22 protein-coding genes are annotated in these 26,522 nt (G+C 54.5%); 4 read left to right on the top strand and 18 right to left on the bottom strand.

The features are described 5' to 3' along the window. Positions 1-4 precede the first annotated feature (4 nt). Together glpG and glpE are read right to left on the bottom strand one after the other, a co-directional pair. Positions 5-835 carry a rhomboid family intramembrane serine protease GlpG gene (gene glpG, locus O9K67_RS01890; RefSeq protein WP_061492850.1) on the bottom strand — a complete coding sequence of 277 codons (831 nt, stop codon included), beginning with the start codon at positions 833-835 and terminating at the stop codon, positions 5-7. A 44-nt stretch (positions 836-879) separates the two neighbouring features. After that, positions 880-1,209, bottom strand: a complete 330-nt coding sequence (gene glpE / locus O9K67_RS01885; protein WP_061492849.1) for a thiosulfate sulfurtransferase GlpE — start codon at positions 1,207-1,209, stop codon at positions 880-882. 189 nt (positions 1,210-1,398) lie between these two features. Between glpE and glpD the strand changes: the two genes are divergently transcribed. Continuing rightward, positions 1,399-2,904 (top strand): glycerol-3-phosphate dehydrogenase, encoded by a 1,506-nt coding sequence (gene glpD, locus O9K67_RS01880; protein ID WP_061492848.1) that lies wholly within the window; start codon positions 1,399-1,401, stop codon positions 2,902-2,904. A 76-nt stretch (positions 2,905-2,980) separates the two neighbouring features. Here glpD and glgP read toward each other — a convergent pair whose 3' ends face one another. From glgP to asd, 6 genes are all read right to left on the bottom strand, one after another. Further along, positions 2,981-5,428 carry a glycogen phosphorylase gene (glgP, locus tag O9K67_RS01875; protein ID WP_061492847.1) on the bottom strand — a complete coding sequence of 816 codons (2,448 nt, stop codon included), beginning with the start codon at positions 5,426-5,428 and terminating at the stop codon, positions 2,981-2,983. A gap of 19 nt (positions 5,429-5,447) precedes the next feature. Next, positions 5,448-6,881, bottom strand: a complete 1,434-nt coding sequence (gene glgA / locus O9K67_RS01870) for a glycogen synthase GlgA (RefSeq protein WP_061492846.1) — start codon at positions 6,879-6,881, stop codon at positions 5,448-5,450. Between the two features lie 92 nt (positions 6,882-6,973). Beyond that, positions 6,974-8,257 (bottom strand): glucose-1-phosphate adenylyltransferase, encoded by a 1,284-nt coding sequence (glgC, locus tag O9K67_RS01865; protein WP_061492845.1) that lies wholly within the window; start codon positions 8,255-8,257, stop codon positions 6,974-6,976. Positions 8,258-8,271: 14 nt separating this feature from the next. Then, positions 8,272-10,248 (bottom strand): glycogen debranching protein GlgX, encoded by a 1,977-nt coding sequence (gene glgX / locus O9K67_RS01860; protein WP_061492844.1) that lies wholly within the window; start codon positions 10,246-10,248, stop codon positions 8,272-8,274. Then, positions 10,245-12,431: a 1,4-alpha-glucan branching enzyme gene (glgB, locus tag O9K67_RS01855; protein WP_061492843.1), complete on the bottom strand. Its 2,187-nt coding sequence runs from the start codon at positions 12,429-12,431 to the stop codon at positions 10,245-10,247. The genes glgX and glgB overlap by 4 nt, the downstream gene beginning before the upstream one ends. Before the next feature lie 269 nt (positions 12,432-12,700). After that, positions 12,701-13,807, bottom strand: coding sequence for an aspartate-semialdehyde dehydrogenase (asd, locus tag O9K67_RS01850; protein WP_061492842.1), 1,107 nt, complete (start codon positions 13,805-13,807; stop codon positions 12,701-12,703). 172 nt (positions 13,808-13,979) lie between these two features. On the opposite strand from asd, the gene O9K67_RS01845 reads away from it, so the two are divergent. Continuing rightward, a complete protein-coding gene (locus O9K67_RS01845) occupies positions 13,980-14,573 on the top strand; it encodes a YhgN family NAAT transporter (RefSeq protein ID WP_061492841.1) in 594 nt (197 codons plus the stop codon). A gap of 173 nt (positions 14,574-14,746) precedes the next feature. Here the strand turns inward: O9K67_RS01845 and gntU are convergent, their stop codons facing one another. From gntU to O9K67_RS01820, 5 genes are all read right to left on the bottom strand, one after another. Next, a complete protein-coding gene (gene gntU, locus O9K67_RS01840; protein WP_061492840.1) occupies positions 14,747-16,087 on the bottom strand; it encodes a gluconate transporter in 1,341 nt (446 codons plus the stop codon). Then, a complete protein-coding gene (gene gntK, locus O9K67_RS01835; protein ID WP_061492839.1) occupies positions 16,084-16,617 on the bottom strand; it encodes a gluconokinase in 534 nt (177 codons plus the stop codon). The genes gntU and gntK overlap by 4 nt, the downstream gene beginning before the upstream one ends. A 137-nt stretch (positions 16,618-16,754) precedes the next feature. Next, positions 16,755-17,750 carry a gluconate operon transcriptional repressor GntR gene (gene gntR / locus O9K67_RS01830; RefSeq protein WP_061492838.1) on the bottom strand — a complete coding sequence of 332 codons (996 nt, stop codon included), beginning with the start codon at positions 17,748-17,750 and terminating at the stop codon, positions 16,755-16,757. A gap of 102 nt (positions 17,751-17,852) precedes the next feature. Beyond that, positions 17,853-18,548 carry a pirin family protein gene (locus O9K67_RS01825; protein ID WP_061492837.1) on the bottom strand — a complete coding sequence of 232 codons (696 nt, stop codon included), beginning with the start codon at positions 18,546-18,548 and terminating at the stop codon, positions 17,853-17,855. Positions 18,549-18,671: 123 nt separating this feature from the next. After that, positions 18,672-19,709, bottom strand: coding sequence for an oxidoreductase (locus tag O9K67_RS01820; protein WP_061492836.1), 1,038 nt, complete (start codon positions 19,707-19,709; stop codon positions 18,672-18,674). A 311-nt stretch (positions 19,710-20,020) separates the two neighbouring features. Between O9K67_RS01820 and yhhY the strand changes: the two genes are divergently transcribed. Beyond that, complete coding sequence (gene yhhY, locus O9K67_RS01815) at positions 20,021-20,512, top strand: N-acetyltransferase (protein WP_061492835.1); 492 nt, start codon at positions 20,021-20,023, stop codon at positions 20,510-20,512. Positions 20,513-20,547: 35 nt separating this feature from the next. Here the strand turns inward: yhhY and ggt are convergent, their stop codons facing one another. Further along, positions 20,548-22,302, bottom strand: a complete 1,755-nt coding sequence (ggt, locus tag O9K67_RS01810; protein WP_061492834.1) for a gamma-glutamyltransferase — start codon at positions 22,300-22,302, stop codon at positions 20,548-20,550. Between the two features lie 121 nt (positions 22,303-22,423). Here ggt and O9K67_RS01805 point away from each other — a divergent pair, with 121 nt between their 5' ends. Then, positions 22,424-22,918, top strand: a complete 495-nt coding sequence (locus tag O9K67_RS01805) for a DUF2756 family protein (RefSeq protein WP_061492833.1) — start codon at positions 22,424-22,426, stop codon at positions 22,916-22,918. On the opposite strand, the gene ugpQ is transcribed toward O9K67_RS01805, so the two are convergent. The 4 genes from ugpQ to ugpA are packed head-to-tail and all read right to left on the bottom strand — an operon-like array spanning position 22,915 to position 26,456. After that, entirely contained in the window at positions 22,915-23,655 is a 741-nt protein-coding gene (gene ugpQ / locus O9K67_RS01800) for a glycerophosphodiester phosphodiesterase (RefSeq protein WP_061492832.1), read from the bottom strand. The two genes, O9K67_RS01805 and ugpQ, sit on opposite strands and share 4 nt — an antisense overlap. Then, positions 23,652-24,725, bottom strand: coding sequence for a sn-glycerol-3-phosphate import ATP-binding protein UgpC (locus tag O9K67_RS01795; RefSeq protein ID WP_061492831.1), 1,074 nt, complete (start codon positions 24,723-24,725; stop codon positions 23,652-23,654). The genes ugpQ and O9K67_RS01795 overlap by 4 nt, the downstream gene beginning before the upstream one ends. A 1-nt stretch (position 24,726) precedes the next feature. Then, entirely contained in the window at positions 24,727-25,572 is an 846-nt protein-coding gene (gene ugpE / locus O9K67_RS01790) for a sn-glycerol-3-phosphate ABC transporter permease UgpE (protein WP_061492830.1), read from the bottom strand. Continuing rightward, on the bottom strand, positions 25,569-26,456 hold the full coding sequence (ugpA, locus tag O9K67_RS01785) for a sn-glycerol-3-phosphate ABC transporter permease UgpA (protein ID WP_061492829.1): 888 nt from the start codon (positions 26,454-26,456) through the stop codon (positions 25,569-25,571). The genes ugpE and ugpA overlap by 4 nt, the downstream gene beginning before the upstream one ends. Between the last annotated feature and the right edge of the window lie 66 nt (positions 26,457-26,522).

The raw sequence follows: 26,522 nt of genomic DNA, 5'->3' as shown, positions 1-26,522 counted from the left end.
AGAATTATGTTCGTTTTCGCACATTCTGTGAGTCCACCAGCGCCATCGCCAACCCAATCAGCAGGCCGGCAGTATGCGCGCCGCTGGCGATGGCGAAGCCCGTCAGGCCAAACCATTCCGCCACCATCAATGCCACCGTAAAGATAAACAGCCCATTAGGCAGGGCGACCTGCGGTTGCGGATCGCGCACGCCATGCAGCCAGACATAGCCAATCAGCGCATAGACCACGCCGGATAAACCGCCAAACCAGGGTCCGGTTAGGTGGTACTGAACAAAACCGCTCAACAGCGCGCTGATCACGGTGATCACCAACAGTTTTCCGCTGCCCAGCCGCTTTTCCACCGCGCCGCCAAGATACCACCACCAAAAGAGGTTGAAGATGATGTGCACCAGGGAAAAATGCATTACTGCATGGGCGAAATAGCGCCATACCTCAAACTGCACACTGGCATCCCACGGCCAGGCCAGCCACATCATCACCGTTTGGTCGCCAACAATATTCATCAATACAAACACGAATATGCTAAGCGCGGAAATGATCAGCGTTAAGGGACCGCTGCGTTCACGTATTGCCGCCTTCAACGGGAAACGGCGGTAATGCAGGCCACTGCCGGTTTGCCCGGATTGCCAGCTCGCCGCGAGATAACGCGGATCGGTGGGGTTTTCAATAAAACGCGCAAGTTCTGCTCGCACGCGCTCAAGCTGGCTCTCATCTGCGAGCCAGATGTCGCTTTGCACATGGTGTTGAATGGTCAGGATCACACCCTGGGTCTGCATATAATCAACAAACGCCTGGGCGACGCGAGGGTTAGCAAAAGAGGTAATCATCAACATGACAGGCGTCGCTTAATCCGTACAAAGAGAGACAGTATAGCGGTCTAAAGCGTGCCGTGTGCCACTTCAGCCGGGAAATGGCGATGCCAGGCATCGAAACCGCCGTCGACACTGTAAACCTGATCGTACCCCTGTTGCAGCAGATATTGCGCTGCGCCTTTACTGCTGTTGCCGTGGTAGCACATCACCATTACCGGCGTATCGAAGTCGTTTTCGCGCATAAACGCGCCCAGCGTGTCGTTGGTCAGGTGAAACGCCCCCGGCGTATGGCCCATGGCAAAGCTTTGCGGATCGCGGATATCCACCAGCACAGCCTGCTGCTGATGCAGTTTTTGATGGGTTTCTTCTACGTTAATGCACTCAAAGTGTTCCATGGCTTTCTCTTAATTGACACAGGGAATGGCTATTCTCCTGTCAAGTGTACGTCGTGACGGCAGGTAAACGCCATTATGTTATGCATATCACTCTAAATTGTTTTTTTGATGTTACCAATGGCGCGTTCATTTGCTATTATGAGCGATATCGAACATTTTTGAGCTTTAACGAAAGTGCATGAGGGTAGCATGGAAACCAAAGATCTGATTGTGATAGGCGGGGGCATCAACGGTGCCGGTATCGCGGCAGACGCCGCAGGGCGGGGTTTATCCGTGCTGATGCTGGAAGCCCAGGATTTAGCCTGCGCCACCTCCAGCGCCAGCTCCAAATTGATCCACGGCGGGCTGCGCTACCTTGAACACTATGAATTCCGTCTGGTGAGCGAAGCGCTCGCCGAACGCGAAGTATTATTGAAAATGGCGCCGCATATCGCTTTCCCGATGCGTTTCCGCCTGCCGCACCGCCCGCATTTACGTCCGGCATGGATGATCCGTATTGGTCTGTTTATGTACGATCACTTGGGCAAACGTACCAGCCTGCCGTCATCTACCGGTTTGCGTTTTGGCGCAGAATCGGTACTCAAACCGGAAATCGTGCGCGGTTTCGAATATTCTGACTGCTGGGTCGACGATGCGCGACTGGTGCTTGCCAATGCGCAGATGGTAGAGCGTAAAGGCGGCGACGTGTTAACCCGCACCCGCGCCACCCGCGCGCGTCGCGAAAATGGAATGTGGATTGTCGAAGCGGAAGATATCGACACCGGGGAAAAATATAGCTGGCAGGCACGCGGTCTGGTGAACGCAACGGGACCGTGGGTGAAACAGTTCTTTGACGACGGTATGCACTTGCCCTCGCCGTATGGTATTCGCCTGATCAAAGGCAGCCACATTGTGGTGCCGCGCGTGCACTCGCAGAAACAGGCTTATATTCTGCAAAACGAAGATAAGCGCATTGTGTTTGTTATTCCGTGGATGGATGAGTTCTCTATTATCGGCACCACCGATGTCGAATATAAAGGCGATCCGAAACACGTGGAGATCGAAGAGAGCGAGATCAACTACCTGTTGAAAGTGTATAACGCCCACTTCCGGAAACAGCTGAGCCGCGAAGATATTGCCTGGACCTACTCTGGCGTGCGACCACTGTGTGACGACGAATCGGACTCACCGCAGGCCATCACGCGCGACTACACGCTGGATATCCATGATGATAACGGCCAGGCGCCGTTATTGTCGGTCTTTGGCGGTAAGCTCACGACCTACCGTAAGCTGGCCGAGCATGCGCTGGAAAAACTGACACCGTATTACAAAGGTATTGGCCCGGCCTGGACCAAAAACTGCGTTCTGCCAGGCGGGGAGATCGCTGGCGATCGTGATGATTACGCAGCAAAACTGCGTCGCCGTTACCCCTTTATTAGCGAGTCGCTGGCACGCCATTTCGCCCGTACCTACGGTAGCAACAGCGACCTTATTCTCGAGAATGCCAGCAGTCTTGAAGACCTGGGTGAGCATTTTGGTCACGAGCTCTATGAGGCGGAACTGCGCTACCTGGTAGAACATGAATGGGTTAAGCGCCTGGATGACGCCATCTGGCGTCGCACCAAACTCGGGATGTGGTTAAATGCGGAAGAGCAATCCCGCGTTGCACAGTGGTTAGCCCATCATCAGAAAGACGAGTTGTCGTTAGCCTCATAACAGTAGTCATGCAGGATGGCAGCTACGCGAATCCGGTCTGCGGGCCGGATTTTCGCAGCGCCATCCTGACATCTCACTACAAACGCACCGGTTTGATATGCCAGATATTCTCCGCATATTCGAGGATGGTGCGATCAGACGAGAAATAGCCCATATTGGCGATATTATGCATCGCTCGCATCGTCCACTCTTCCGGATGCTGATACAACGCATCTACTTTGTCCTGGCAGTCGACATAGCTACGGTAATCCGCCAGCACCTGATAGTGGTCGCCAAAGTTAATGAGTGAATCCACCAGATCGCGGTATCGACCCGGTTCCTGCGGACTGAAGAGACCGGTCGCGATTTGTGTCAGCACCTGATGCAACTCTTCATCTTTTTCATAGTATTCACGCGGTTTGTAGCCCTTGCGACGCAGCGCTTCCACTTCATCTGCCGTGTTACCGAAGATAAAGATATTTTCCTCGCCGACATGCTCGAGCATTTCCACGTTCGCACCGTCCAACGTCCCGATAGTCAGCGCCCCGTTCAGCGCAAACTTCATATTGCTGGTCCCGGACGCTTCCGTCCCCGCCAGCGAGATCTGCTCTGACAGATCGGCCGCCGGAATGATCACTTGCGCCAGGCTCACGCTGTAGTTAGGGATAAACACCACTTTCAGCTTATCGCCAATCACCGGATCATTATTGATCACCTGCGCAACATCGTTGATCAGATGAATAATGTGCTTCGCCATGTAATATGCGGACGCCGCTTTACCGGCAAAGATATTCACTCTCGGCACCCACTCTGCCGTCGGGTCGGCCTTGATGCGGTTATAACGGGTGATCACGTGCAGTACATTCATCAACTGGCGCTTATATTCGTGAATACGCTTGATCTGCACATCAAACAGCGCCTTCGGGTTCACCACTACATTTAACTGTTGGGCTATCACATTCGCCAGCCGCTTTTTATTCTCCAGCTTGGCCTGACGAACAGCCTGATTCACCATCGGATAGTCAATATGTTGCTCCAACTCACTCAACTGGCTCAGATCAGTACGCCAGGTGCGGCCGATATTTTCATCCAGCACGTCCGAGAGCGACGGGTTTGCCAGTGCCAGCCAGCGACGCGGCGTCACGCCGTTGGTGACATTGAGAAAACGCATCGGAAATATTTCGGCAAAATCAGCAAACAGCGACTGCACCATCAGGTTAGAGTGCAGCTCAGAAACGCCATTCACTTTATGACTGACCACCACCGCCAGCCAGGCCATACGCACACGACGCCCGCTGGCTTCATCAATAATTGACGTCCGGCCCAGCAACTCAATATCGTCAGGATGCTGTTCCTGTACCGTTTTCAGGAAATAGTCATTAATTTCAAAGATGATTTGCAAATGGCGCGGCAAAATCTTGCCGAGCATTTCCACCGGCCAGGTCTCCAGTGCCTCACTCATCAAGGTATGGTTGGTATACGAGAACACCTGGCAGGTCACTTCAAACGCGTCGTCCCATTCAAACTTATGTTCGTCAATCAACAGGCGCATCAGTTCCGGAATAGACAACACCGGGTGCGTATCATTGAGGTGAATGGCGATCTTATCCGCCAGATTCTCATACGTCTGATGCAACTGATAATGACGGCTCAGGATGTCCTGAATCGTCGCCGAGACAAGGAAATACTCCTGACGTAAACGCAATTCACGCCCGGAATAGGTCGAGTCATCCGGATAGAGGACGCGCGAAACGTTTTCGGAATGGTTTTTATCCTCTACCGCCGCGAAGTAATCCCCCTGGTTGAATTTACCCAGATTGATCTCGCTACTGGCCTGGGCATTCCACAGGCGCAGCGTATTGGTCGCGTCAGTATCATAACCGGGGATAATCTGGTCATAGGCCACCGCGAGGATCTCTTCGGTTTCGACCCAGCGGCTCTTTCTTCCCTCCTGCTGAATACGACCACCAAAGCGCACTTTGTAGCGGGTATTGTGGCGCTTGAACTCCCACGGGTTACCGTATTCCAGCCAGTAATCGGGAGACTCTTTTTGCCGCCCGTCGACAATGTTCTGTTTAAACATGCCGTAGTCATAGCGGATGCCATAGCCGCGTCCGGGCAAGCCCAGCGTCGCCAGCGAATCAAGGAAGCAGGCCGCCAGTCGCCCGAGGCCGCCATTACCAAGGCCCGGGTCATTCTCTTCATCGATCAGCTCTTCGAGATCCAGTCCCATCTCCTCCAGCGCGCTTTTCACGTCATCATAAATGCCAAGCGAGAGCAGGGCGTTGGAGAGCGTGCGACCAATCAGGAACTCCATCGACAAATAGTAAACCTGACGCACCTCTTGGGAGAGCTGCGCGCGAGTGGAGCGCAGCCAACGTTCTACCAGTCTGTCGCGCACAGCAAACAGCGTGGCGTTCAGCCATTCATGTTTGTTAGCGATAACCGGATCTTTACCGACGGTGAACATGAGTTTGTAGGCAATCGAGTGTTTTAATGCCTCAATACTTAATGTCGGTGCTGAATAAGTAAAAGGTGCATTCATAAGCGTGATTCCTGGAAATCTATTTCAACCGAAAATAAAGATCGCGGTACGACTGTGCTGCGACCTGCCAGCTAAAATCCATGGCCATTGCCTGCCGCTGGACAAAGCGCCAAAGCGAAGGCCGGGACCACAACACGAAAGCCCGCCTGATTGCTCTTAACAGCGCCCAGGCATTACTGTCCTCAAAAACAAAACCGCTGGCGATGCCATCGGCCAGGTTTTCCAGCGAACTGTCGGATACGGTATCCGCCAGCCCTCCGGTACGACGCACCAGCGGTAATGTCCCATACTTCAGGCCATACAATTGCGTTAAACCACATGGCTCAAAACGGCTCGGCACCAGAATCACATCTGCGCCGCCCATGATGCGATGCGAGAAGGCTTCGTGATAACCAATCTGTACCCCGACCTGCCCGGAATGTTCGGCGGCAGCAGCCAGGAACCCTTCCTGTAACACCGGATCGCCTGCACCGAGCAGCGCCAGTTGCCCACCTTGTTCAAGTAACCCCGGAAGCGCCTCCAGCACCAGGTCGAGGCCTTTCTGGCTGGTCAGTCGGCTAACCACCGCAAAAAGCGGAACTTTATCGTTAACCTTCAATCCCATAGCGATTTGTAGCTGGCGTTTGTTCTCCGCTTTCTCTTCCAGCGTATCCCGCGTATAACGCGCGCCAAGCAACAGATCGGTGGACGGGTCCCAAATTTTTTCATCCACACCGTTGAGTATGCCGCTCAATCGCCCTTCAAGCTGCCGCTGACGCAGCAGGCCTTCCATACCATACGCATACTGCGGTTCGGTGATCTCCCGTGCATAGGTCGGACTCACGGCAGTAATATGATCGGCATAATACAATCCCGCCTTCAAAAATGAGATCTGACCGTTAAATTCCAGACCATGCATGTTAAAGAACGACCATGGCAATTGGATGTCATCCATATGTTGTGCATAAAACATGCCTTGATAGGCGAGGTTATGCACGGTAAAGACGGATTTCGCCGGACGCCCGTTTGCCGCAAGGTAAGCGGGAACCAGGCCTGCATGCCAATCGTGAGCATGCACCACATCCGGGCGCCAGAATGGATCAAGCCCGGTGGCCATTTCGCTGCCCACCCAACCCAGCAGAGCGAAACGCAGTACGTTGTCAGGGTAAGCAAACTGGTTTGTGTCGTGGTAAGGACTACCGGGACGTTCGTAAAGGTGCGGCGCGTCGATCAGGTATATTCCCACACCGTTAAAATGCCCGAACAGCAGCGTAATACGCCCGGCGAAAGTGTCCCGACGGGACACCACATGTGCATCAGTCACACCCCGTCGAATATCGGGGAAAGCGGGCAGCAATACGCGGGTATCAACACCACCGGCAATCTGCGCCGCAGGCAACGCGCCAATCACGTCCGCCAGACCTCCGGTCTTCAGCAACGGAAACATCTCAGAACATACATGTAAAACCTGCATTATCGCTCCTGTTCAAAACCACCCGGTTAGCGAAGCCGTTAGCGGGAAAACAGCGCGCGGACCCCTTCCGCGCAAGGTTAAAATAAAGGCTTTCAGGCTTTCAGTTTGCGTAACATTTCACGCGTGACCAGTACAATCCCCTCTTCTGAACGGTAAAAGCGACGGGCGTCTTCCTCTGCGTTTTCGCCAATCACGGTACCTTCAGGGATTTCACAAGCTCTATCGATAATGCAGCGGCGCAGCCGACAGGAGCGCCCAACCCAGACATCAGGCAGCAGCACAGCCGAGTCGATATTGCAGAACGAATTCACGCGCACGCGATTGAACAACACCGACTGCACCACCACTGACCCGGAAATGACACAACCACCAGCCACCAACGAATTCAATGTCATGCCATGGCTACCGGAGCGGTCCTGCACGAATTTCGCGGGTGGAAGAGATTCATTATAGGTACGGATTGGCCAGCTTTGATCGTACATGTCCAGTTCCGGCACCACTGAGGCCAAATCAAGGTTCGCTTTCCAGTAAGCTTCCAGCGTTCCCACGTCCCGCCAGTAGGGCTCTGAATTCGGGTCAGACTGTACACAGGAGAGCGGGAAAGGGTGCGCATACGCCATGCCAGCCTTTACCACCTTCGGCAGGATATCTTTGCCGAAATCATGGCTTGAGTTTTCGTCTTTATCATCCTGCTCCAGCAAGCCGTACAGGTACTCCGCATCGAAAATGTAGATACCCATACTGGCCAGCGCCTTGCTGTCATCGCCAGGCATACTGGGCGGTTGCGCGGGTTTCTCGACGAAGTCGATCACTTTGTCCTGGTCATCAACAGCCATGACGCCGAACGCGGTCGCTTCATGAACGGGCACCGGCAAACAGGCAACGGTGCAGCGCGCGCCTTTCTCGACATGGTCGATAAGCATGCGCGAATAGTCCTGTTTGTAGATATGGTCTCCCGCCAGAATGACGATGTATTCCGCACCGTAGCGCCGAATAATATCGAGGTTCTGCGTCACCGCATCCGCCGTGCCGCGGTACCAGTGTTCTCCGTGCACGCGCTGTTGAGCAGGCAACAGATCGACAAACTCGTTCATCTCTTCATTGAAAAAGGCCCAGCCGCGTTGGATGTGTTGCACCAGCGTGTGGGATTGATATTGCGTTATTACGCCAATACGGCGAATACCGGAGTTAATGCAGTTAGACAGGGCGAAGTCGATAATGCGGAATTTACCGCCGAAGTGCACCGCAGGTTTGGCACGCTTGTTGGTTAAATCTTTCAGGCGCGTCCCGCGCCCTCCTGCCAGGATCAGGGCGACAGACTTTAATGGCAGCTGACGGGCCAACATTGTAGGGTCGTTCTTTTCTAATCTCACCATGACTGACTCCATTTTTATGACCGCTGAAATACACACACTCCGTGTGCTGGCCCATGCCAGACAGCCATTACGACCGGGTTGTCTTCTCCGGCAAAGGGAGGAATGGCGCGCCACTCCCCTTCGGGCAATATGATTTCCGCTACCTCAGGCGTGGCGTTAATCGCGATCAGCACATTGCCTGACAGCAGAATTTGTAAACGCTGCATCCCCTGTTGCCACTCCTGCGTAGTGAGTGGCGCTCCTTCGTTGTTTAACCAGACGACATGACCGTCGCCCTCCTCCCACCATGTATCGCGGGTCAATGCCGGAATTTGCTGACGCAGGTGGATCAACGCGGCGGTAAATGCAACCAGCCCGCTATCGGCTTGCGTCCAGTCGAGCCATGTCAGCGCATTGTCCTGACAATACGCATTATTGTTGCCGTGCTGGCTGTGCCCCTGTTCGTCACCAGCCAGCAGCATTGGCGTGCCTTGCGACAACAGCAGCGTCGTCAACAATGCATGTACGCTGGCGCGCCGCCGTTCAATCACATCCAGGTTGCCACCCAGCCCTTCAAACCCGTGATTGTTGCTGTGGTTATTATTTGTGCCATCGCGATTGTCTTCACCGTTAGCTTCGTTGTGCTTATGGTTGAAACAGACGCAATCCCGCAGCGTAAAACCATCATGGGCGGTGATCAGGTTGACCGACGCAGACGGCAAGCGGCCACCGCGTTTAAAGACATCGCTGGAGGCGGCAAAACGTCCGGCAAACTCCCCGAGGGGAAGCGATGTTTCAAGCCAGAAACGGCGCATCGCATCGCGGAAATGGTCGTTCCACTCGGCAAAGGGCGCAGGATAGTTACCAACCTGGTAGCCGTCAGGACCAATATCCCAGGGCTCCGCGATCAATTTCAGGTCGCGTAATACAGGATCGTTCTTGATCGCCATAAACAGCGGCGCCTGCTGGCTGAACGCTGGCGTACGCCCCATCACCGATGCGAGATCAAATCGAAAACCATCCACATGGAACGTCTCCACCCAGTAACGCAGACATGCATGGGCATACGCCACGACGCCAGGGTTACTCAGGTTCAGCGTGTTACCGCAGCCGGTCCAGTTGTGATAATCGCCATCCTCTCTAATCCAATAATAGCTACGGTTGTCAATTCCGCGCAGGGAGAGGGTCGGACCGTCGAGATCGATTTCGGCGGTGTGGTTAAGCACGATGTCGAGGATCACTTCGATTCCAGCCTGGTGCAGCGCTTTCACCGCCTCGCGAAATTCAACAATGGCCTGCCCCGGCGCACTGGCGTAACGTGGATTCAGCGCAAACAACGCCAGCGGGTTATAGCCCCAGTAGTTGCTTAATCCCAACCGCTGCAAACGCGGCTCGCTGGTGAAGTGGGCAACCGGCATTAACTCCAGCGCGGTAATGCCAAGATGTTTAAACCAGTTGATCATCACCGGATGCCCCAGCGCCTTGTAGGTGCCGCGAATGGCTTCCGGAATATCGGGATGGAGCCAGGTCAATCCTTTAACGTGCGCTTCATAAATAACGGTGTTACCCCAGGGAATACGCGGCGGGGCATCATGCTCCCAGTCGAAGACTTCATGCACCACAACGCTGCGCGGGGCAATAGCGGCATTATCGTGTGGATCGGGCTGCTCATCGCCGCCATGGAATAGCGGATTATCCTGCACATCGCCCTCCACGCGCTGCGCGCAAGGATCGAGTAATAATTTCGCCGGGTTGAAACGGTGCCCTTGCGCAGGATCCCAGGGGCCATGCACCCGATAGCCGTATTGCAGACCAGCCCGACCGCCTTCCAGAAAACCGTGCCAGACATCCCCGGTACGGCCAGGCAAATCAACGCGCTGCTCATTGCCTTCATCATCAAACAGGCACAGTTCTACACGCTCCGCATGGGCGGAGAAGAGTGTAAAATTGACGCCATCATCCCGTAGATGCGCACCGGGTGGTGTGGCGTTACCGGCCGCCAGTCTCGTCATTCCCCCTCCCTGACCAGCCAGATGGTGCCCAGCGGTGGCAATGTCAGTAACAGCGAGTGTTCACGCCCGCGATTGGCGATCGCATCACTGTGCAACACACCGCCGTTACCGGTATTGCTGCCGTGGTAATGCATAGAGTCGCTGTTCAGCTCTTCACGCCAGCGACCTGGCTGATTAATCCCCACACGGTAATCGTAGCGCGGTACGGGCGTGAAATTGCTGGCGACAATGATTTCATTACCCTGCTTATCCCGGCGCACAAAAACAAATACCGAAGCCTCATGATCGTCCACCACCAGCCACTCAAAACCGTAGGGATCATAATCCAGCTCATGTAGCGCTTTATGATGGCGATAGGCGTGGTTCATATCGCGTACCAGCCGCTGAACACCGTGGTGCCAGTTATCACCGCCCTCCAGCAAATGCCAGTCAAGGCTGCTATCGTGATTCCACTCGCGCCCCTGGGCGAATTCGTTACCCATAAAAATCAGTTTTTTGCCGGGAAAGGCCCACATCCAGGCGTAGTAAGCGCGCAGGTTGGCGAACTTCTGCCAGGCATCGCCGGGCATCCTGTCGAGGATCGATTTCTTGCCATGCACCACTTCGTCATGGGATAGCGGCAGAATAAAGTTTTCGGTGTAGTTATAGAGCATGCCGAAAGTGAGTTTGTCGTGGTGGAACTTGCGGTACACCGGATCAAGCTTCATGTAGTCCAGCGTGTCGTGCATCCACCCCAGATTCCACTTGAACCAAAAACCCAGTCCCCCCATCGAAGCCGGGCGTGACACGCCGGCAAAATCCGTAGACTCTTCCGCCATACTGACCGCTCCGGGAGCCTGCTCACCGAGGATACGGTTGGTATTGCGTAAAAACTCAATTGCCTCGAGGTTTTCGCGCCCGCCATATTCATTGGGGATCCACTCCCCTTCTTTGCGGCTGTAATCGCGGTATATCATCGATGCCACCGCATCCACACGCAGCGCATCAATGCCAAAACGTTCGATCCAGTACAGCGCATTGCCGACCAGGTAGTTGCTCACTTCCCGACGGCCATAGTTGTAGATCAGCGTGTTCCAGTCCTGGTGAAAACCTTCACGTGGATCGTTATGTTCGTAGAGTTTGGTGCCATCGAAATCCGCCAGACCAAAATCATCAGAGGGGAAATGTCCCGGAACCCAATCGAGGATCACACTAAGGCCGGCGGCATGTGCAGTATGGATAAAATGCAGGAAGTCATCGCGGGTGCCAAAACGGCGAGTCGGCGCATAAAGCCCGGTTGGCTGATAGCCCCAGCTCCCGTCGAAGGGGTGTTCGTTAATCGGCATCAGCTCCAGATGGGTGAATCCCATCCATTTGGCGTAGGGCACCAGTTGATCCGCTAATTCCCGGTAACTCAGCCAGAAATTGTTGTCGGCATGTCGACGCCAGGAGCCCAGGTGCACTTCATAGATAGAGATAGGCGCATCAAACTGATTTGCTTTTTTGCGCTCTTCACTCTGTGTTTTCTTGCCTGGCAGGCCGCAAATCAGCGATGCGCTGTCCGGACGCATCTGGGATTCAAACGCGTAAGGATCGGCTTTGATCCGCAGTTTGCCTTGTGCATCTATCATCTCAAATTTATACAGTTGCCCGTTCAGCGCTCCGGGGATAAACAGCTCCCAGATCCCGCTTTCACGACGCAGGCGCATGGGGTGGCGACGACCATCCCAGTAGTTAAACTGCCCAACTACGGAGACGCGCTGCGCATTAGGCGCCCAGACGGAAAAACGTGTCCCCACCACGCCCTCCATCGTATCGGCATGCGCGCCAAGCGTTTCGTACGGCCGCATATGCGTGCCTTCACTCAGCAGCCAGGCATCAACATCCTGCAACAGAGGGCCGAAGCGATAAGGGTCATCAATCAGGTTCTCCTGTCCGTGCCAGACAACGGCAAACTGATAATAGAAAGGATTTTTGCGGCGCTGCATCACGCCACAGAAAAAGCCCCGCGAGTCGAGACACTCCAGCTTGCCGACTTTGCGTCCGGTTTTCGGTTCGATAACCCAGACTTCCGTGGCATCGGGCAACAGGGCACGAACCTCAAGACCTGCGTCGGTGGAATGCATTCCCAATACGGAAAAAGGATCGGCAAAATGACCGGCGATTAGCGCGTCAATCACGTTTTTATCAACATCAACGGACATGGTTCTCATCCTGTTGTAATGGTATCGCACCTTCCACCGTGGTTACGTCCGGTTGCGATACTTATGTGATCTGAACGGTGCAGCCCCTCGGGAATCTGCTCAGCACCGTCCCATTTCAGGCAAAATATGAAAATACCCAACCTTAAGCATAGCCAACGTGCTCAGACTCTTGAGAAAATAAAAACATCACTTTTTATTTGCGGAAAATTTGCGGAAAAAAAGCATAAAAAAAGGGGTGCCGAAGCACCCCCTGATTCTTTTTTTTATGCTTACGCCAGTTGGCGCAACATACGACGCAGCGGCTCGGCTGCCCCCCACAAAAGCTGGTCACCTACAGTGAAAGCGGAGAGGAACTCCGGCCCCATATTCAGCTTACGCAGACGGCCCACAGGCGTGGTCAGCGTGCCAGTGACTGCGGCAGGCGTCAGTTCGCGCATGCTGATCTCACGATCGTTTGGCACCACTTTCGCCCACGGGTTATGCGCCGCCAGCAGTTCTTCCACGGTCGGAATTGAGACATCTTTTTTCAGTTTGATGGTGAAAGCCTGGCTGTGGCAGCGCAGCGCGCCGATACGTACGCAAAGGCCATCAACCGGAATGATGCTGGAGGTGTTGAGGATTTTGTTGGTTTCCGCCTGGCCTTTCCACTCTTCACGGCTCTGACCGTTATCAAGCTGTTTGTCGATCCACGGGATCAGGCTTCCCGCCAGCGGTACACCAAAGTTTTCGACCGGCAGCTCGCCACTGCGGGTCAACGCGGTGACTTTGCGTTCGATGTCGAGAATAGCGGAAGCCGGATCCGCCAGTTCCGCCGCAACGTGGTTGTGCAACTGACCCATTTGCGTCAGCAGCTCGCGCATGTGGCGCGCGCCGCCACCGGATGCCGCCTGATAGGTGGCGACAGAGACCCACTCCACCAGATCGTTGGCGAAGAGCCCGCCGAGGGACATCAGCATCAGGCTGACGGTACAGTTGCCGCCGACAAAGGTTTTCACGCCATTGTTCAGCCCGTCGTTAATCACAGCCTGGTTGACCGGGTCGAGAATAATAATGGCGTCATCTTTCATGCGCAGCGAAGAGGCTGCGTCAATCCAATAACCCTGCCAGCCGCTTTCCCGGAGCTTTGGATAGATTTCGTTGGTATAATCGCCGCCCTGGCAGGTGACAATAATGTCGAGTGCCTTCAGCGCTTCCAGATCGAACGCATCCTGAAGTGTGCCCGCTGCCTGGCCGCTGAATGCGGGAGCAGCTTGCCCAAACTGGGAAGTGGAAAAGAAGACAGGGCGAATGGCGTCAAAATCGCGCTCTTCAACCATGCGTTGCATGAGTACAGAGCCGACCATTCCGCGCCAGCCGATAAAACCAACATTTTTCATAGCGAAGTTCCTGCAGAGGTGTGTGCTGTTGTGCGAGCCAGTGTCCAACTGGGGTATGACCACATTACAAAATGCTGCCAAAGTCGCAAGTGAAATTAATCAATGATCGCGAATGTATCAGAAACGCAGCTAATTACTGCAATTATGTGGCAAGTGTCAGGGATAATAATGAATGAGTGAGATCATCTCCGCAACCGTGTTGCTGATCCTGATTATGGATCCGTTGGGCAACCTGCCTATCTTTATGTCGGTATTAAAACATACCGAGCCCAAGCGCCGCCGGGCCATCATGATCCGCGAACTGCTGATCGCCCTGCTGGTGATGTTTATCTTCTTGTTTGCTGGTGAAAAGATCCTCGCGTTGCTGAACTTACGCGCCGAGACGGTCTCCATTTCCGGCGGCATTATTCTGTTTCTGATCGCCATTAAGATGATTTTTCCCAGTGAGTCTGGCGGCAGCAGTGGTCTTCCCGCCGGTGAAGAACCCTTTATTGTGCCACTGGCAATCCCGTTGGTTGCAGGCCCGACTTTGCTGGCAACGTTGATGCTGTTGTCGCACCAATACCCGAATCAGATGGGGCATCTGGTGATTGCGCTGCTGATTGCCTGGGGCGGTACGGTGGCCATTCTGCTGCAATCATCGTTGTTTCTGCGTCTGCTCGGTGAGAAAGGCGTCAATGCGCTGGAACGCCTGATGGGGCTAATTCTGGTAATGCTCGCCACCCAAATGTTCCTCGATGGGATAAGAGTGTGGATGAAGGGATAGCCTACTCCTCTTCAATTTTTATCTGTCTGTCCCGGCTGCGGAGGGACTTTGAGGTAAGCAACAGCGTTTGATATCACCTTGCCAGACGCGGGTAAAAAAAACACCACGTTAAACAACGTGGTGTTTTTCAACGCCAGATGGCGGTTTTGCCTTATCAACCAGGCATACCAACCTTAGCTCAGCAGTGTAAAGGCAATCATGCCAATAATCGCGCCGGTGGTGCCGAGGATGGTCTCCATCATCGTCCAGGTCTTCAGGGTTTGCGCTTCCGTCGCACCGGTAAAGCGACCATACAGCCAGAAACCGGCGTCGTTCACGTGGCTCACCACGATGGATCCCCCCGCGATGCAAATAGAGAGTGCTGCCATCTGCGCGCCGTTGAAGTGCAGTTGCTCAATCACGGGCATCACCAGACCGACCGCAGTCAGGCAAGCCACCGTGGCGGAACCCTGAATAATGCGCACCGCCGCCGCCAGCACAAAGCAGGTGATCGCGATAGGCAGTCCCATCCCGGTCAGTGCTTCGCCCAGTGCCGGGCCGACGCCTGAGTCAACCAGCACCTGCTTGAACACGCCGCCCGCACCGATCACCAGCAAAATAATGCCAGCCGGCTGCAACGCATGACCGCAAATTTCCATCACGCGATCTTTCGCCATGCCCTGACGTATTGCCAGGCCGTAAATCGCCACCAGGCACGCCACAAGGATCGCGGTGAACGGGTGACCGATAAATTCCAGCCAGTCATACAGGCTGCTGCCTTCGGTCACGAAGCGCGCAGCGATGGTTTTCATCCCGACCAGCACCAGCGGCAGCAGGATCAGCGACAGACTGAAAGCAAATGACGGCATTTTGCCTTCGCCCAGATGCGGCTCGCTAACATCGTCCGGAATATGCAGTTGCACATGGCGACTAATAAAGTTGCCCCACAGCGGACCCGCAATCAGCATGCCTGGGATTGCCGCACACAGGCCAATCAGGATCATCCAGCCAAAATCCGCATGCATCTGCGAAGCCAGCAGCATTGGCGCGGGCCCCGGTAGCAGGAACGCCGCGGCCGCCGCAACACCGGCAAACAACGGGATCACCAGTTTGACCAGGTTAGTGCCGGTGTGGCGCGCCATTGAGAACGCAACACTAATCAGCAACACAATCGCCACTTCAAAGAACAGCGGTAATGCGCAAATCAACCCTGCCAGACCAATCGCATAATGTGCGCGATTGTGACCAAACGATTTGAGCATCTTGACGGCGATTTGATCCACCGCGCCGGTCTCATGAAGAATTTTGCCGAACATCGCGCCGAGCGCCACCACAATGGCGAGGAAACCCAGCGTACCGCCCATGCCTTTTTCCATGGTCTGCGCGATCTTAATCAACGGCATTCCGGAAAAAAGCCCTGCACCAATAGACACCACCATCAAAGCCATGAAAGCATGCATACGCGCTTTCATCACTAAAAACAGCAGCAGTAAAACCGACCCTACTGCTGTTAAAACAAGCGTTAATGTACTCACTGCGCACTGCCTTTATTAATGACTGCAATCGTGCTGGCGACCACGTCGTCCAGCGGTTGATCGATATCAACGATCAGCACATCACGCTCATCTGCGCCCGGCTCTTCCAGCGTGTCAAACTGGGTTACCAGCATTTGCGTTTTGAAGAAATGGCCTTTACGCGCTTTCAGACGGCTTTCGATGACATCAAAATCGCCTTTCAGATAGATAAATGAGAGGTTCGGGTTACCGTCGCGCAGCTGATCGCGGTAATGCTTTTTCAGCGCCGAGCAGACAATTAGCGACACTTTATTGGTGCGTTGCATGGCAAACGCGGCGTCGTTCAGCGCCTGTAGCCACGGCTTACGGTCATCGTCGTTCAGCGGTTCACCGGACGCCATTTTAGTGATGTTGCTGCGCGGATGAAGGAAGTCACCGTCAAGAAACGCGGCATGCAGCTGATGCGCCACTTCGCTGGCGACGGCAGATTTACCACTGCCGGAAACGCCCATCAGGACATAAACGTGGTGATCAAGATTAGTCGTGCTCAAAGGGAGGCCCCCACTGGTGCAAGAGTGAATTGTTACGGGTAACTGTTATCGGTAACATTGTCCTGCCGGGGTAACGGAGAAGCAATATCCATTCGTGCCAGAGATAAATAAGTGTGAGCTACTTCAAATTTGTCAGACTAAATAGATCCACCCGGTGACAAAGTGAAACCTAAATCTAACATTTTCGGCGTAACTGCTTCACCACGAATGCGCGCCAGCAGACGTTCGGCTCCAATACGCCCCATACGTTCACGCGGCGTGAGCACGCTCGCCAGACGCGGCTCCATTACCTGGCCAATGTCGTGACCGTGGAACCCGGCGATCGCCATATCATCAGGAATTCTCAGCCCCAGGCGCTGGCACTCAAACGCGGCACCTACCGCCAGGTCATCGTTGGTACAGAAAATTCCGTCCAGTTGCGGGTACTCGCGACGCGCCTGACGCATCAGTTCAATACCGGCTGTGTAAGAGGAGGACTGTTCCACCATCACACTGTACGGCGTGAGCCCGGCATCCAGCATCGCCTGCTCGTAACCCTTCTGTTTGATGATAGTACGTTCATCCAGACGTGCGCCGAGATAGGCAACGCCGCGATGACCGCGTTCAATAATCGCGGCGGTCATCTGCCGCGCCGCTTCGAAGTTATCGAAACCGACGGCGATATCCAGGCAGGGAGATTTGCTGTCCATTAATTCCACAACCGGAATGCCCGCCACTTCAATCATTTTCAGCGTACGTGGCGTATGTGTGCGTTCGGTGAGGATCAGGCCGTCAATGTTCCAGGAGAGCATCGATTCCAGACGCTCTTCTTCCATTTCGGCTTTATAACCGTAGTGCGCCAGCATGGTTTGATAGCCGTGCGCATCCGTCACGCTTTCGATACCGCGCAACACTTCAGCGAACACCTGGTTGGTCAGCGACGGAAGCAATACGCCAATAGCGCGGCTGGTGGCGTTAGAGAGAATATCGGGAGCGCGATTGGGAATGTAACCCAGCTCATCAAGCGCAGCAGCGATTTTGCCACGTAACGCAACGGACACCTGTTCCGGGTTACGCAAAAAACGGCTGACCGTCATTTTGGTCACGCCAACGCGATCGGCCACATCCTGAAGTACGGGTCTTTTCTTTTTCATCGTCCTGACATTTTAAACAGAGAGAGATTTTCTCAGTTTATCACGGACAACGCGCAACCTTCCGGCCAAAACCAGAAGGTTGCGTCATTTATTTAAGCCACATCAAACTGGCGGCAGGTCAAACAGCAGAATTTCACTGTCGCTATCGGCATGAACCGAGATAGCCTGCTCATCCCAGATTGCCAGACCATCGCTGGTGGTGGCTTTGGTGCCGTTAATGGTGACATCCCCTTTTACCACCTGGATCCACACGCGGCGATCCGCGGCGATCTGGTGTACCGACTGCTCATCTTTCAACAGTGCCCAGCGGTAAAGTTCCATATCCTGGTGCACTTTCAGAGACCCATTACGTGCGTCCGGCGACAGCACCAGTTGTTTACCCTGCGCAGCATCAAAGCGGCGCTGCTCGTAGCGCGGCGTGATGCCGTTCGTTTCCGGAATGATCCAGATTTGGTACAGGCGCAGACGCTCAGTATCGCTTGGGTTGTACTCAGAGTGACGTACCCCGGTCCCGGCGCTCATAATCTGGAATTCACCCGCAGGCACCTGCTCTTTGTTGCCCATGCTGTCCTGGTGCTCAACGGCCCCTTCCAGCACATAGGTCAGGATTTCCATGTCTTTGTGCGGATGGGTGCCGAAACCCTGCCCCGGATCGATCACGTCGTCGTTAATGACGCGAAGCGCCGAGAAGCCCATAAAATTCGGGTCATAATAGTTGGCGAAAGAGAACGTGTGCCAGGAATCCAGCCAGCCATGATTTGCGTGGCCACGGTCGTTTGCTTTGCGTAAGAAGATCATGTTTTTTACCCCCGTATGTTTTCGATGGGGTAAGTGTGGACGCAATCGGTCGGGGATCATAGAGGGTGAAAATTGACTCCTCTGTTCAAAAAATGTGAACAAGTTGTGAGGAGTCTTTTCAGGCTATTTTGCGAGGGTTACCGTGGCAGGTGACGCCTGCTCAAAGGCACGCTCCAGCAGTTCAAGGTTGGTGAGAACTTCAGATTCCTTGACGTAATTTGGCGCGCCATTCACCAGCGTTTCATACAACGCATCGTAGACGCGGCCATAATCGCCTTTTTCCGGCGCGATCTCTTCCCGCACCGTCTCGCCCGCTGCATTCACATACTCAAGCACGCCAATGCTATCGTCTGCGGCAAATCCGGCCTCACCCGGCATGATATTGGCTTTCAGGCTGGTTTCCTGTTGATCGATACCGTATTTGATAAACGAACCTTTGGTGCCATGAACAATAAATTTGGGGTAGTCGATCTTCACCAGGTGGCTGGTTTTGACGATGGCTTTCAAATCGCCATAAAAGAGTTGTGCTTCGAAGGTATCGTCCGGATTGGCCTTATTACGCAGACTACGGATGTCATACGCGGCATGATCCGGTCGGCCAAACAGAGAGATAATTTGGTCCATGGTATGAACGCCCAGACCGTAAAAGGATCCATCCTGCGGCAAGCCGGGTTTGGTTTCCGCCACCGGGCGGTAATAATCAAAATGGCTTTCGATTTCAACGATATTGCCAAGCTTACCGCTTTCAATCGCCTTTTTGGTAGTCAGGAAGCAGGCGTCAAAACGGCGATTCTGATACGGCGTGACCGTCAGACCTTTGCGTTTCGCCAGTTCAAACAGGGTGATCGCTTCCGCCATCGTTGGCGTAAACGGCTTTTCCACCAGCACATTTTTACCCGCTTCCAGCGCTCGCTTTGCATAGTCGAAGTGGCTGTCAGCGTGGGTGCAGACGATCACCAGTTTGACCTGCGGATCATTAAAGATGTCATCAATATCGCTGGTAAAGTGAATATGTTGATACTGCGGATGCTGCTCTTCTGGTTTAGGGTGACGCCGGAAAATATGCGCCACATGCCAGCTCGCTTTGCGGTTGAGTACGTAGGGAAGATGATAGCGAGTGGTGCTTTTGCCAAATCCAATGAATGCGCAATGTAAGGTCATGTTCCAGTCCTTGTTAAGGTGACTGCCATTACCATAGCGCAATCTTGCAGAAGTTGTCCCTGCATGGGGTCTTAAAAGACCGGCATGCTTGCGGCAAAAAAAAAGCCAGCACCCGGCTGGCTAAGAAAATACTGGAAGCAATGTGAGCAATGTCGTGCTTTCAGGATTACCGCTACGGTTTCCCTGAACGCATGGCAATAATAATCATTATCATTCGCACTTGTCTACTGATTTTTGCAAAAATTGGCAGTTGACGCTGCATCATAAAGCCAGGAATGTGTAAGGCACCCCCACAAACCAGGAGAAGCAGGATGAGTAAGATAGTGATACGCCATGCCGAAGCGCGCGATGCAGAAGCTCTACGCCAGTTTTATGCGCAACCTGAGGTGTATCACAACCTGCTACAGCTACCTCACCCGCCTGCTGAGCTGTGGGAAGATCGTCTGAAACCGCAGCCAGGCCGCCGCCAGTTGGTCGCCTGTATTGATGAACAGGTCGTCGGAAACCTGACGCTGATGTTGGAACAAAATCAGCGACGTAGCCATGTGGCCTTTTTTGGCATGGCGGTTTCGTCAGCGTTTCACAATCGCGGCGTCGCCAGTGCACTGATGCAGGAGATGATCAACCTGTGCGATAACTGGTTGCGCATCGAACGCATTGAATTGACGGTGTTTGTCGATAACGCGCCCGCGCTGGCCGTGTACCGCAAATTCGGCTTTGAAATCGAGGGCACCGCTAAGCGTTACGCACTGCGCAATGGCGAGTATGTGGATTCTTACTTTATGGCACGCGTGAAGGGTTAAACGGAAACCTCTCCCCGGGCGGGGAGAGGTTTAAATCAATAACCGGCCGTTAAATCATCCACCGAACGCGGGTCAGACGCGCCATACAGCGTGCCATCCGGCCCGACCATAATGCTCTGCGTACTGCCCATCGCCTCTTTCACCACCACTTTCTGCCCGCGTTGCTCGAGCAGTTTTAGCGTGTCCGGGCTGAAGCCTTTTTCTACGCGCAACTCATCCGGCAACCACTGATGATGAAAGCGCGGCGCATTGCTCGCTTCGGCGACGTTCATCCCAAAATCGATGCTGTTAACCACCATTTGCAGCACTGTTGTGATAATACGACTACCGCCGGGACTACCGGTGACCAGCCAGGTTTTGCCGTCTTTCACCACAATGGTTGGCGACATGGAAGAGAGCGGACGTTTGCCGGGGCCGACCGCGTTGGCGTCACCGCCAACCAGTCCGTAGACATTCGGTACGCCGGGTTTTGCGGAGAAGTCATCCATCTCATTATTCAGCAAAATGCCGCTATTCCCCGCGACAATCCCGGTCCCGAACGTGGTGTTCAGTGTATAGGTCACCGAAACCGCATTACCGTCTTTGTCCACCACGGAGAAGTGCGTGGTTTGGTTACTCTCATACGGCTCCAGCTTACCGGGGCGGATCTGGCTGGAGGGCCGGGCTTTGTTAACGTCAATTTTTTCCGCAATGGATTTGGCATACGCTTTATCGGTGAGTGCCTGCCACGGCACTTTCACAAAGTCCGGATCGCCCAGATATTCAGAGCGATCGGCATAGGCGTACTTTTCGGCTTCCGCCATCACCTGCATTGCATCGGCGCTGCCAAAGCCATATTTCGCCATGTCGAAGTTTTCAAGAATATTGAGGATTTGCACAATATGGATGCCGCCCGATGACGGCGGCGGCATGGAGTAAACCTGGTAACCACGATAATCACCGCTGATGGGCGTACGCTCTACGGCTTTATAATTTGCCAGATCCTCTTTGCTGATAAGCCCGCCGTTCTTACTCATCTCTTGCACGATCTGGCTGGCAATCTCGCCTTTATAGAAAGCATCCGGCCCTTTCTCCGCAATCAGTTCCAGGCTTTTGGCGAGATTGCTCTGCACCAGTTTGTCGCCTTTTTTCAGCGGTTCGTCGTTTTTCCAGAAAATCGCTTTACTGTTTTCGTGGTTTGGCAACACTTCGCTGCCGTAGGTTTTCAGGTCGTCCGCCAGCGCATCATTCACCGTGATCCCTTGTCTGGCCAGCTTAATCGCAGGTTGAATGACTTTGTTCAATGGCAGAGTGCCGTACTTCTCCAGCGCCAGCGAGAACCCCGCAACCGTGCCGGGCGTACCGGAAGCCAGATGCGATGTCAGTGATTTTTTACTGTCCGGGTTGCCTTGATCGTCAAGAAACATATCGCGTGTGGCCGCGGCGGGTGCCATTTCGCGGAAATCGATAGCAGTAACCTTGCCATCTTTGGTGCGGATCATCATAAACCCGCCGCCGCCCAGGTTCCCGGCCTGGGGATGGGTGACTGCCAGCGCATAGCCCACCGCGACGGCAGCATCCACGGCGTTCCCCCCCTGTTTCAGGATATCCACGCCGACACGGGTTGCGGTCTCATCCACGGATGCCACCATGCCCTGCTTCGCCCGCACAGGATGGAAGACATCGGCTTCAACGCCATATGAGACGGGCGCAGGTGCTTGCGTCGGTGGCGGCGCAGCGCCCGCGCTAAAACATCCTCCCGCGGTCAGCGCGGCGATAGCCACCCAGCGCGCAAACGTCTGTTTCATCATCGTTGTTCTCCGAATAGAAGGGCTACAGTTCCCGATTAAGCCTGGTTCACAACTCCTAAAAAATCATCGTCATGAATGAAACGAGGTAAACTTAGGAGAAGCCTCAAAGGAGGAAAGGACGATGAAACGATTACTGTTTGTGGCGGCACTGCTGCCTTTTGCCGCATTTGCACAGCCACTGAATACCACTAATAATCCCAATCAGCCGGGTTATGTGATCCCCAGCCAGCAGCGCATGGAAACGCGGATGCTTAATCAGCAACAACAACAGCAAGGAATGCTGAATCAACAGCTACAGACGCAAGCCCGTCAACAACAACAACACCTGCAGACCCAGTTAAATAACGACGCGCAACGCGTAAGGCAGGCCCAGCCGGGGGAGCTCGATCCCAGCCGCCAGCAACTGCTCCCCAATACTAACGGCGGCATGCTCAGCCAGGGGATCGGTAATGGTGGCAGGGTGAATATGCAGCAGCATATGTTGCCGCAGAATCAGAACGGCAATCAGCTCAGCAACGGAACAAATAATGCCGATACTGGAACACAGCAGCACATGTTGCCGCAAAATCAGAATGGCGGCCTGCTGCGTGGCACGCCGTCATCCACAACGCCTTAAAACGTAAAATCAGGGCCGATCTCGTCGATTTTATCGGTGCAGATACAATCTACGCCCCAGCGCAGCAACTCTCCCGCGCGTTGGGGTTCATTGACGGTATAAACCAGAATGCGTAAACCCGCTGCACGCAGCATCCGCGTGCGGGCTTCGTCCAGCAGACGATGATTCAGGTGAATTGATACGCACCCTAACCGGGTAGTCAGCGCCTGCCAGTCATCACGCCATTCATCCAGCAATAGCCCGCGCGGCAGCTCAGGCGCAGCCTGTTGCGCCGCTTCCAGTGCATCAATCTCAAAGGAAGAGAGCAGCGGGGGCGTCATGTCTGCCCAGAGTTCTCGCGCCGCCAGCGCCACCACTTTGCCCGTCAGCGGCCCGGTGCCGGTGGTGGGTTTGATTTCGATATTGGCCATCATGCCGTGCAGACGGCAGCGCTCCGCCACCTGAGAGAGCAGCGGCAACGGCTCACCTTTAAATTTCCCGCCGTACCAGCCGCCCGCATCCACTTTCAGCAAATCATTCCATGCCAGCTCGCCCGCCACGCCCCAGCCATTGCTGGTGCGCTCGAGGTTGTCGTCATGCAGTAGGAAAATTTGCCCATCTTTTGACAGTTTGGCGTCGAACTCAATCATCGTGTGACCGTAGCGAGCGCCGACATCAATCGCCGCCAGCGTATTTTCCGGCGCCAGTTTACCGCCGCCACGATGCGCGACGATGTGGGGATATGGCCAGTTACTCATACTCGTTGTCCTGTTTCACCATCAAATAAGTGGAGGTGATTTTCCGGCAGAGAGAGCCACAACGTGCTGCCTGCCGCCGGGCGCTCCTGATGCGCAAGACGCACCACCAGCTTCTGCTCTCCCCAGCGCCCATGCGCCAGGTTATCTGCGCCGAGCATCTCCAGCGTATCCATCACCAGCGGGATACCGCCGGCGGATTGTGAGCTTAACGCAATATGTTCCGGGCGGATACCCAGCGTCATTTTACGCCCGGCGTAACCGTGATAGTACCCGTTGATGGGCAGCGCCATACCGCTGTCCAGTTCAAAGTGGGTGCCGGCGCTACAGATACGACCATCAAGCAGGTTCATGGCCGGGCTGCCAATAAAACTGGCAACGAAACGGCTGGCGGGTTTTTCATACACCTCAACCGGCGTACCAATCTGTTCCGCCACACCTTTGTTCATCACCATCACCCGCTGTGCCAGCGTCATCGCTTCCACCTGGTCGTGTGTCACATACAACGAGGTGGTGTTCAGGCGACGGTGCAACTGTTGCAGTTCCAGGCGCATCTGTACACGCAGTTTGGCGTCGAGATTCGAGAGCGGTTCATCAAACAGGAATACCGCCGGATCGCGCACAATCGCACGCCCCATCGCGACACGCTGACGCTGACCGCCAGAAAGCTCGCGCGGGCGGCGTTTTAACAGCCCATCCAGTTCGAGAATACGTGCTGCTTCCGCCACGCGCCCGGCGATATGCTCCTTGCCCATACCGCGGATCTTCAGCCCCCACGCCATGTTCTCCTCCACACTCATGTGCGGGTAGAGCGCGTAGTTCTGAAACACCATCGCAATTCCGCGATCTTTGGGTTCCATTTCCGTAACACGCTGGGTATCGATCCAGATATCGCCGCTGGAGACACGCTCCAGCCCGGCGACCATGCGCAGCAGGGTGGATTTCCCACAACCGGATGGCCCAACCATAACAATAAATTCGCCGTCGGCGACATCCAGCGTCAGTGGCTGGATCACCTGGGTTTTACCATTGTCCCAACTCTTCGTAACCGCTTGTAATTTTAATCCTGCCATCTTATTTCTCACTGTCGACCAGGCCGCGTACAAAGGCGCGCTGCATGGCTAAAACGATAACGACCGGGGGGATCAGCGTCAGCAACATGGCTGCCATTACCTGGTTCCATTGCGTGGTGCCTTCGCCGCTGGCAATCATGCCCTTCACGCCCGCCACGGCGGTGCCAAGGTTCACATCGCTGATAATCAGCAGCGGCCACAGATACTGGTTCCAGCCGTAGATAAAGGTGATAACAAATAACGCCGCAAGGTTGGTTTTGGAGAGCGGCAGCACGATGTCGCGGAAAAAGCGCATCGGTGAGGCACCATCAATGCGCGCCGCTTCCATCAGTTCGTCCGGCAGCGTCATAAAGAACTGGCGGAACAGGAATGTTGCGGTGGCCGAGGCCATCAGTGGCAGCGTCAGGCCGGTGTAGCTGTCGAGCATTTTCAGGTTGGCGATCACTTCCACCGTCGGAAAAATGCGCACTTCCACGGGCAGCATTAACGTACTGAAGATCATCCAGAAAAACAGGTTACGCAGCGGGAAACGGAACCAGACGATGGCAAACGCCGACAGGATCGACACGGCGATTTTCCCGATGGTGATCACCAGCGCCATAATGAAACTGTTGGTCAGCATCAACCAGAAAGGCGCGCTGTTCACGCCGATACCGTTTATCCAGATATTGCGCAGGTTTTCCCACAGGTGCGTCCCGGGGATTAAGGTCATCGGGGTGTCATAGACCGCCTTGATATCCAGCGTTGCCGTCACAAAGGCGACATACAGCGGAAACAGCACCACCGCGATGCCGAGAATAAGCATGATATGGCTGAACAGGGTCAGGCCAGGGCGATTCTCAATCATTGGTAGCGCACCTTACTTTCAACATAGCGGAACTGAACGACCGTCAGCACAATCACCAGCACCATCAGCACCACCGACTGCGCCGCAGAAGCGGAGAGATCCAGCCCGGCAAAACCTTCACGGTAGATTTTGTAGATAAGCGTGGTGGTCGCCTGTACCGGTCCACCTGCAGTGGCAGCATCGATAACCGGGAAAGTGTCGAAGAAGGCATACACCAGGTTCACCACCAGCAGGAAAAAACTGACCGGTGCGATTAACGGTAGCGACAATGTGAAGAACCGGCGAACAGGCCCTGCGCCATCAATGGCGGCCGCTTCCACCAGCGAACGGGGGATCGACTGTAACGCCGCAAAAAAGAACAGAAAGTTGTAGCTTATTTGCTTCCACACCGAGGCGAACACCACCAGGAACATGGCCTGGCCGCTATGTTGTGCATGGTTCCAGTCATAGCCAAAGTGTTCCAAAAAGTGGGTGATCAGCCCGCGCCCGGGATTGAAGAGGAAGATCCACAACACTGCGGCAACAGCAGGAGCAACGGCATAGGGCAGCAGCATCAGCGTTTGGTAAATCCGACTGCCGCGCACCACGTTATCCACCAGAGCGGCAAAAAACAGCGACACGAGCAGACCGCTGAACGTCACCAGTGCGCTAAACCGGATAGTCGTCCAGAAAGCATCCAGATAATAACTGTCGTGAAACAACGCCACGAAGTTATCCAGCCCAACGAACTGGCTGGAAAGCCCGAACGGATCGACGCTCTGCACCGAGTACCACAGCGCTTCGCCCGCAGGCCAGATAAAGAAAATAACCGTGATCGCCAGTTGCGGCGCAACCAGAAGGTAAGGTAGCCAGCGTGAACGAAACACCGGACGGGATGAGGACATAAATTAGCTCTGCTTGTGTTTGCCTCTCCCCTGCCCCTCTCCACCAGGGGCAAAGGGAAAAACACC

This window comes from Kosakonia oryzendophytica, assembly GCF_027886705.1.
In the GTDB taxonomy this organism is placed as follows: domain Bacteria; phylum Pseudomonadota; class Gammaproteobacteria; order Enterobacterales; family Enterobacteriaceae; genus Kosakonia; species Kosakonia oryzendophytica.
Note: the sequence above shows the minus strand (reverse complement) of the source record. Positions and strands in the feature narration are given on the sequence as shown.

Coding starts and splice junctions, on each gene's coding strand:
- glpG (WP_061492850.1), bottom strand. CDS start 835: ATGTTGATGATTACCTCTTTTGCTAACCCTCGCGTCGCCCAGGCGTTT.
- glpE (WP_061492849.1), bottom strand. CDS start 1,209: ATGGAACACTTTGAGTGCATTAACGTAGAAGAAACCCATCAAAAACTG.
- glpD (WP_061492848.1), top strand. CDS start 1,399: ATGGAAACCAAAGATCTGATTGTGATAGGCGGGGGCATCAACGGTGCC.
- glgP (WP_061492847.1), bottom strand. CDS start 5,428: ATGAATGCACCTTTTACTTATTCAGCACCGACATTAAGTATTGAGGCA.
- glgA (WP_061492846.1), bottom strand. CDS start 6,881: ATGCAGGTTTTACATGTATGTTCTGAGATGTTTCCGTTGCTGAAGACC.
- glgC (WP_061492845.1), bottom strand. CDS start 8,257: ATGGTGAGATTAGAAAAGAACGACCCTACAATGTTGGCCCGTCAGCTG.
- glgX (WP_061492844.1), bottom strand. CDS start 10,248: ATGACGAGACTGGCGGCCGGTAACGCCACACCACCCGGTGCGCATCTA.
- glgB (WP_061492843.1), bottom strand. CDS start 12,431: ATGTCCGTTGATGTTGATAAAAACGTGATTGACGCGCTAATCGCCGGT.
- asd (WP_061492842.1), bottom strand. CDS start 13,807: ATGAAAAATGTTGGTTTTATCGGCTGGCGCGGAATGGTCGGCTCTGTA.
- O9K67_RS01845 (WP_061492841.1), top strand. CDS start 13,980: ATGAGTGAGATCATCTCCGCAACCGTGTTGCTGATCCTGATTATGGAT.
- gntR (WP_061492838.1), bottom strand. CDS start 17,750: ATGAAAAAGAAAAGACCCGTACTTCAGGATGTGGCCGATCGCGTTGGC.
- O9K67_RS01825 (WP_061492837.1), bottom strand. CDS start 18,548: ATGATCTTCTTACGCAAAGCAAACGACCGTGGCCACGCAAATCATGGC.
- O9K67_RS01820 (WP_061492836.1), bottom strand. CDS start 19,709: ATGACCTTACATTGCGCATTCATTGGATTTGGCAAAAGCACCACTCGC.
- yhhY (WP_061492835.1), top strand. CDS start 20,021: ATGAGTAAGATAGTGATACGCCATGCCGAAGCGCGCGATGCAGAAGCT.
- ggt (WP_061492834.1), bottom strand. CDS start 22,302: ATGATGAAACAGACGTTTGCGCGCTGGGTGGCTATCGCCGCGCTGACC.
- O9K67_RS01805 (WP_061492833.1), top strand. CDS start 22,424: ATGAAACGATTACTGTTTGTGGCGGCACTGCTGCCTTTTGCCGCATTT.
- ugpQ (WP_061492832.1), bottom strand. CDS start 23,655: ATGAGTAACTGGCCATATCCCCACATCGTCGCGCATCGTGGCGGCGGT.
- O9K67_RS01795 (WP_061492831.1), bottom strand. CDS start 24,725: ATGGCAGGATTAAAATTACAAGCGGTTACGAAGAGTTGGGACAATGGT.
- ugpE (WP_061492830.1), bottom strand. CDS start 25,572: ATGATTGAGAATCGCCCTGGCCTGACCCTGTTCAGCCATATCATGCTT.
- ugpA (WP_061492829.1), bottom strand. CDS start 26,456: ATGTCCTCATCCCGTCCGGTGTTTCGTTCACGCTGGCTACCTTACCTT.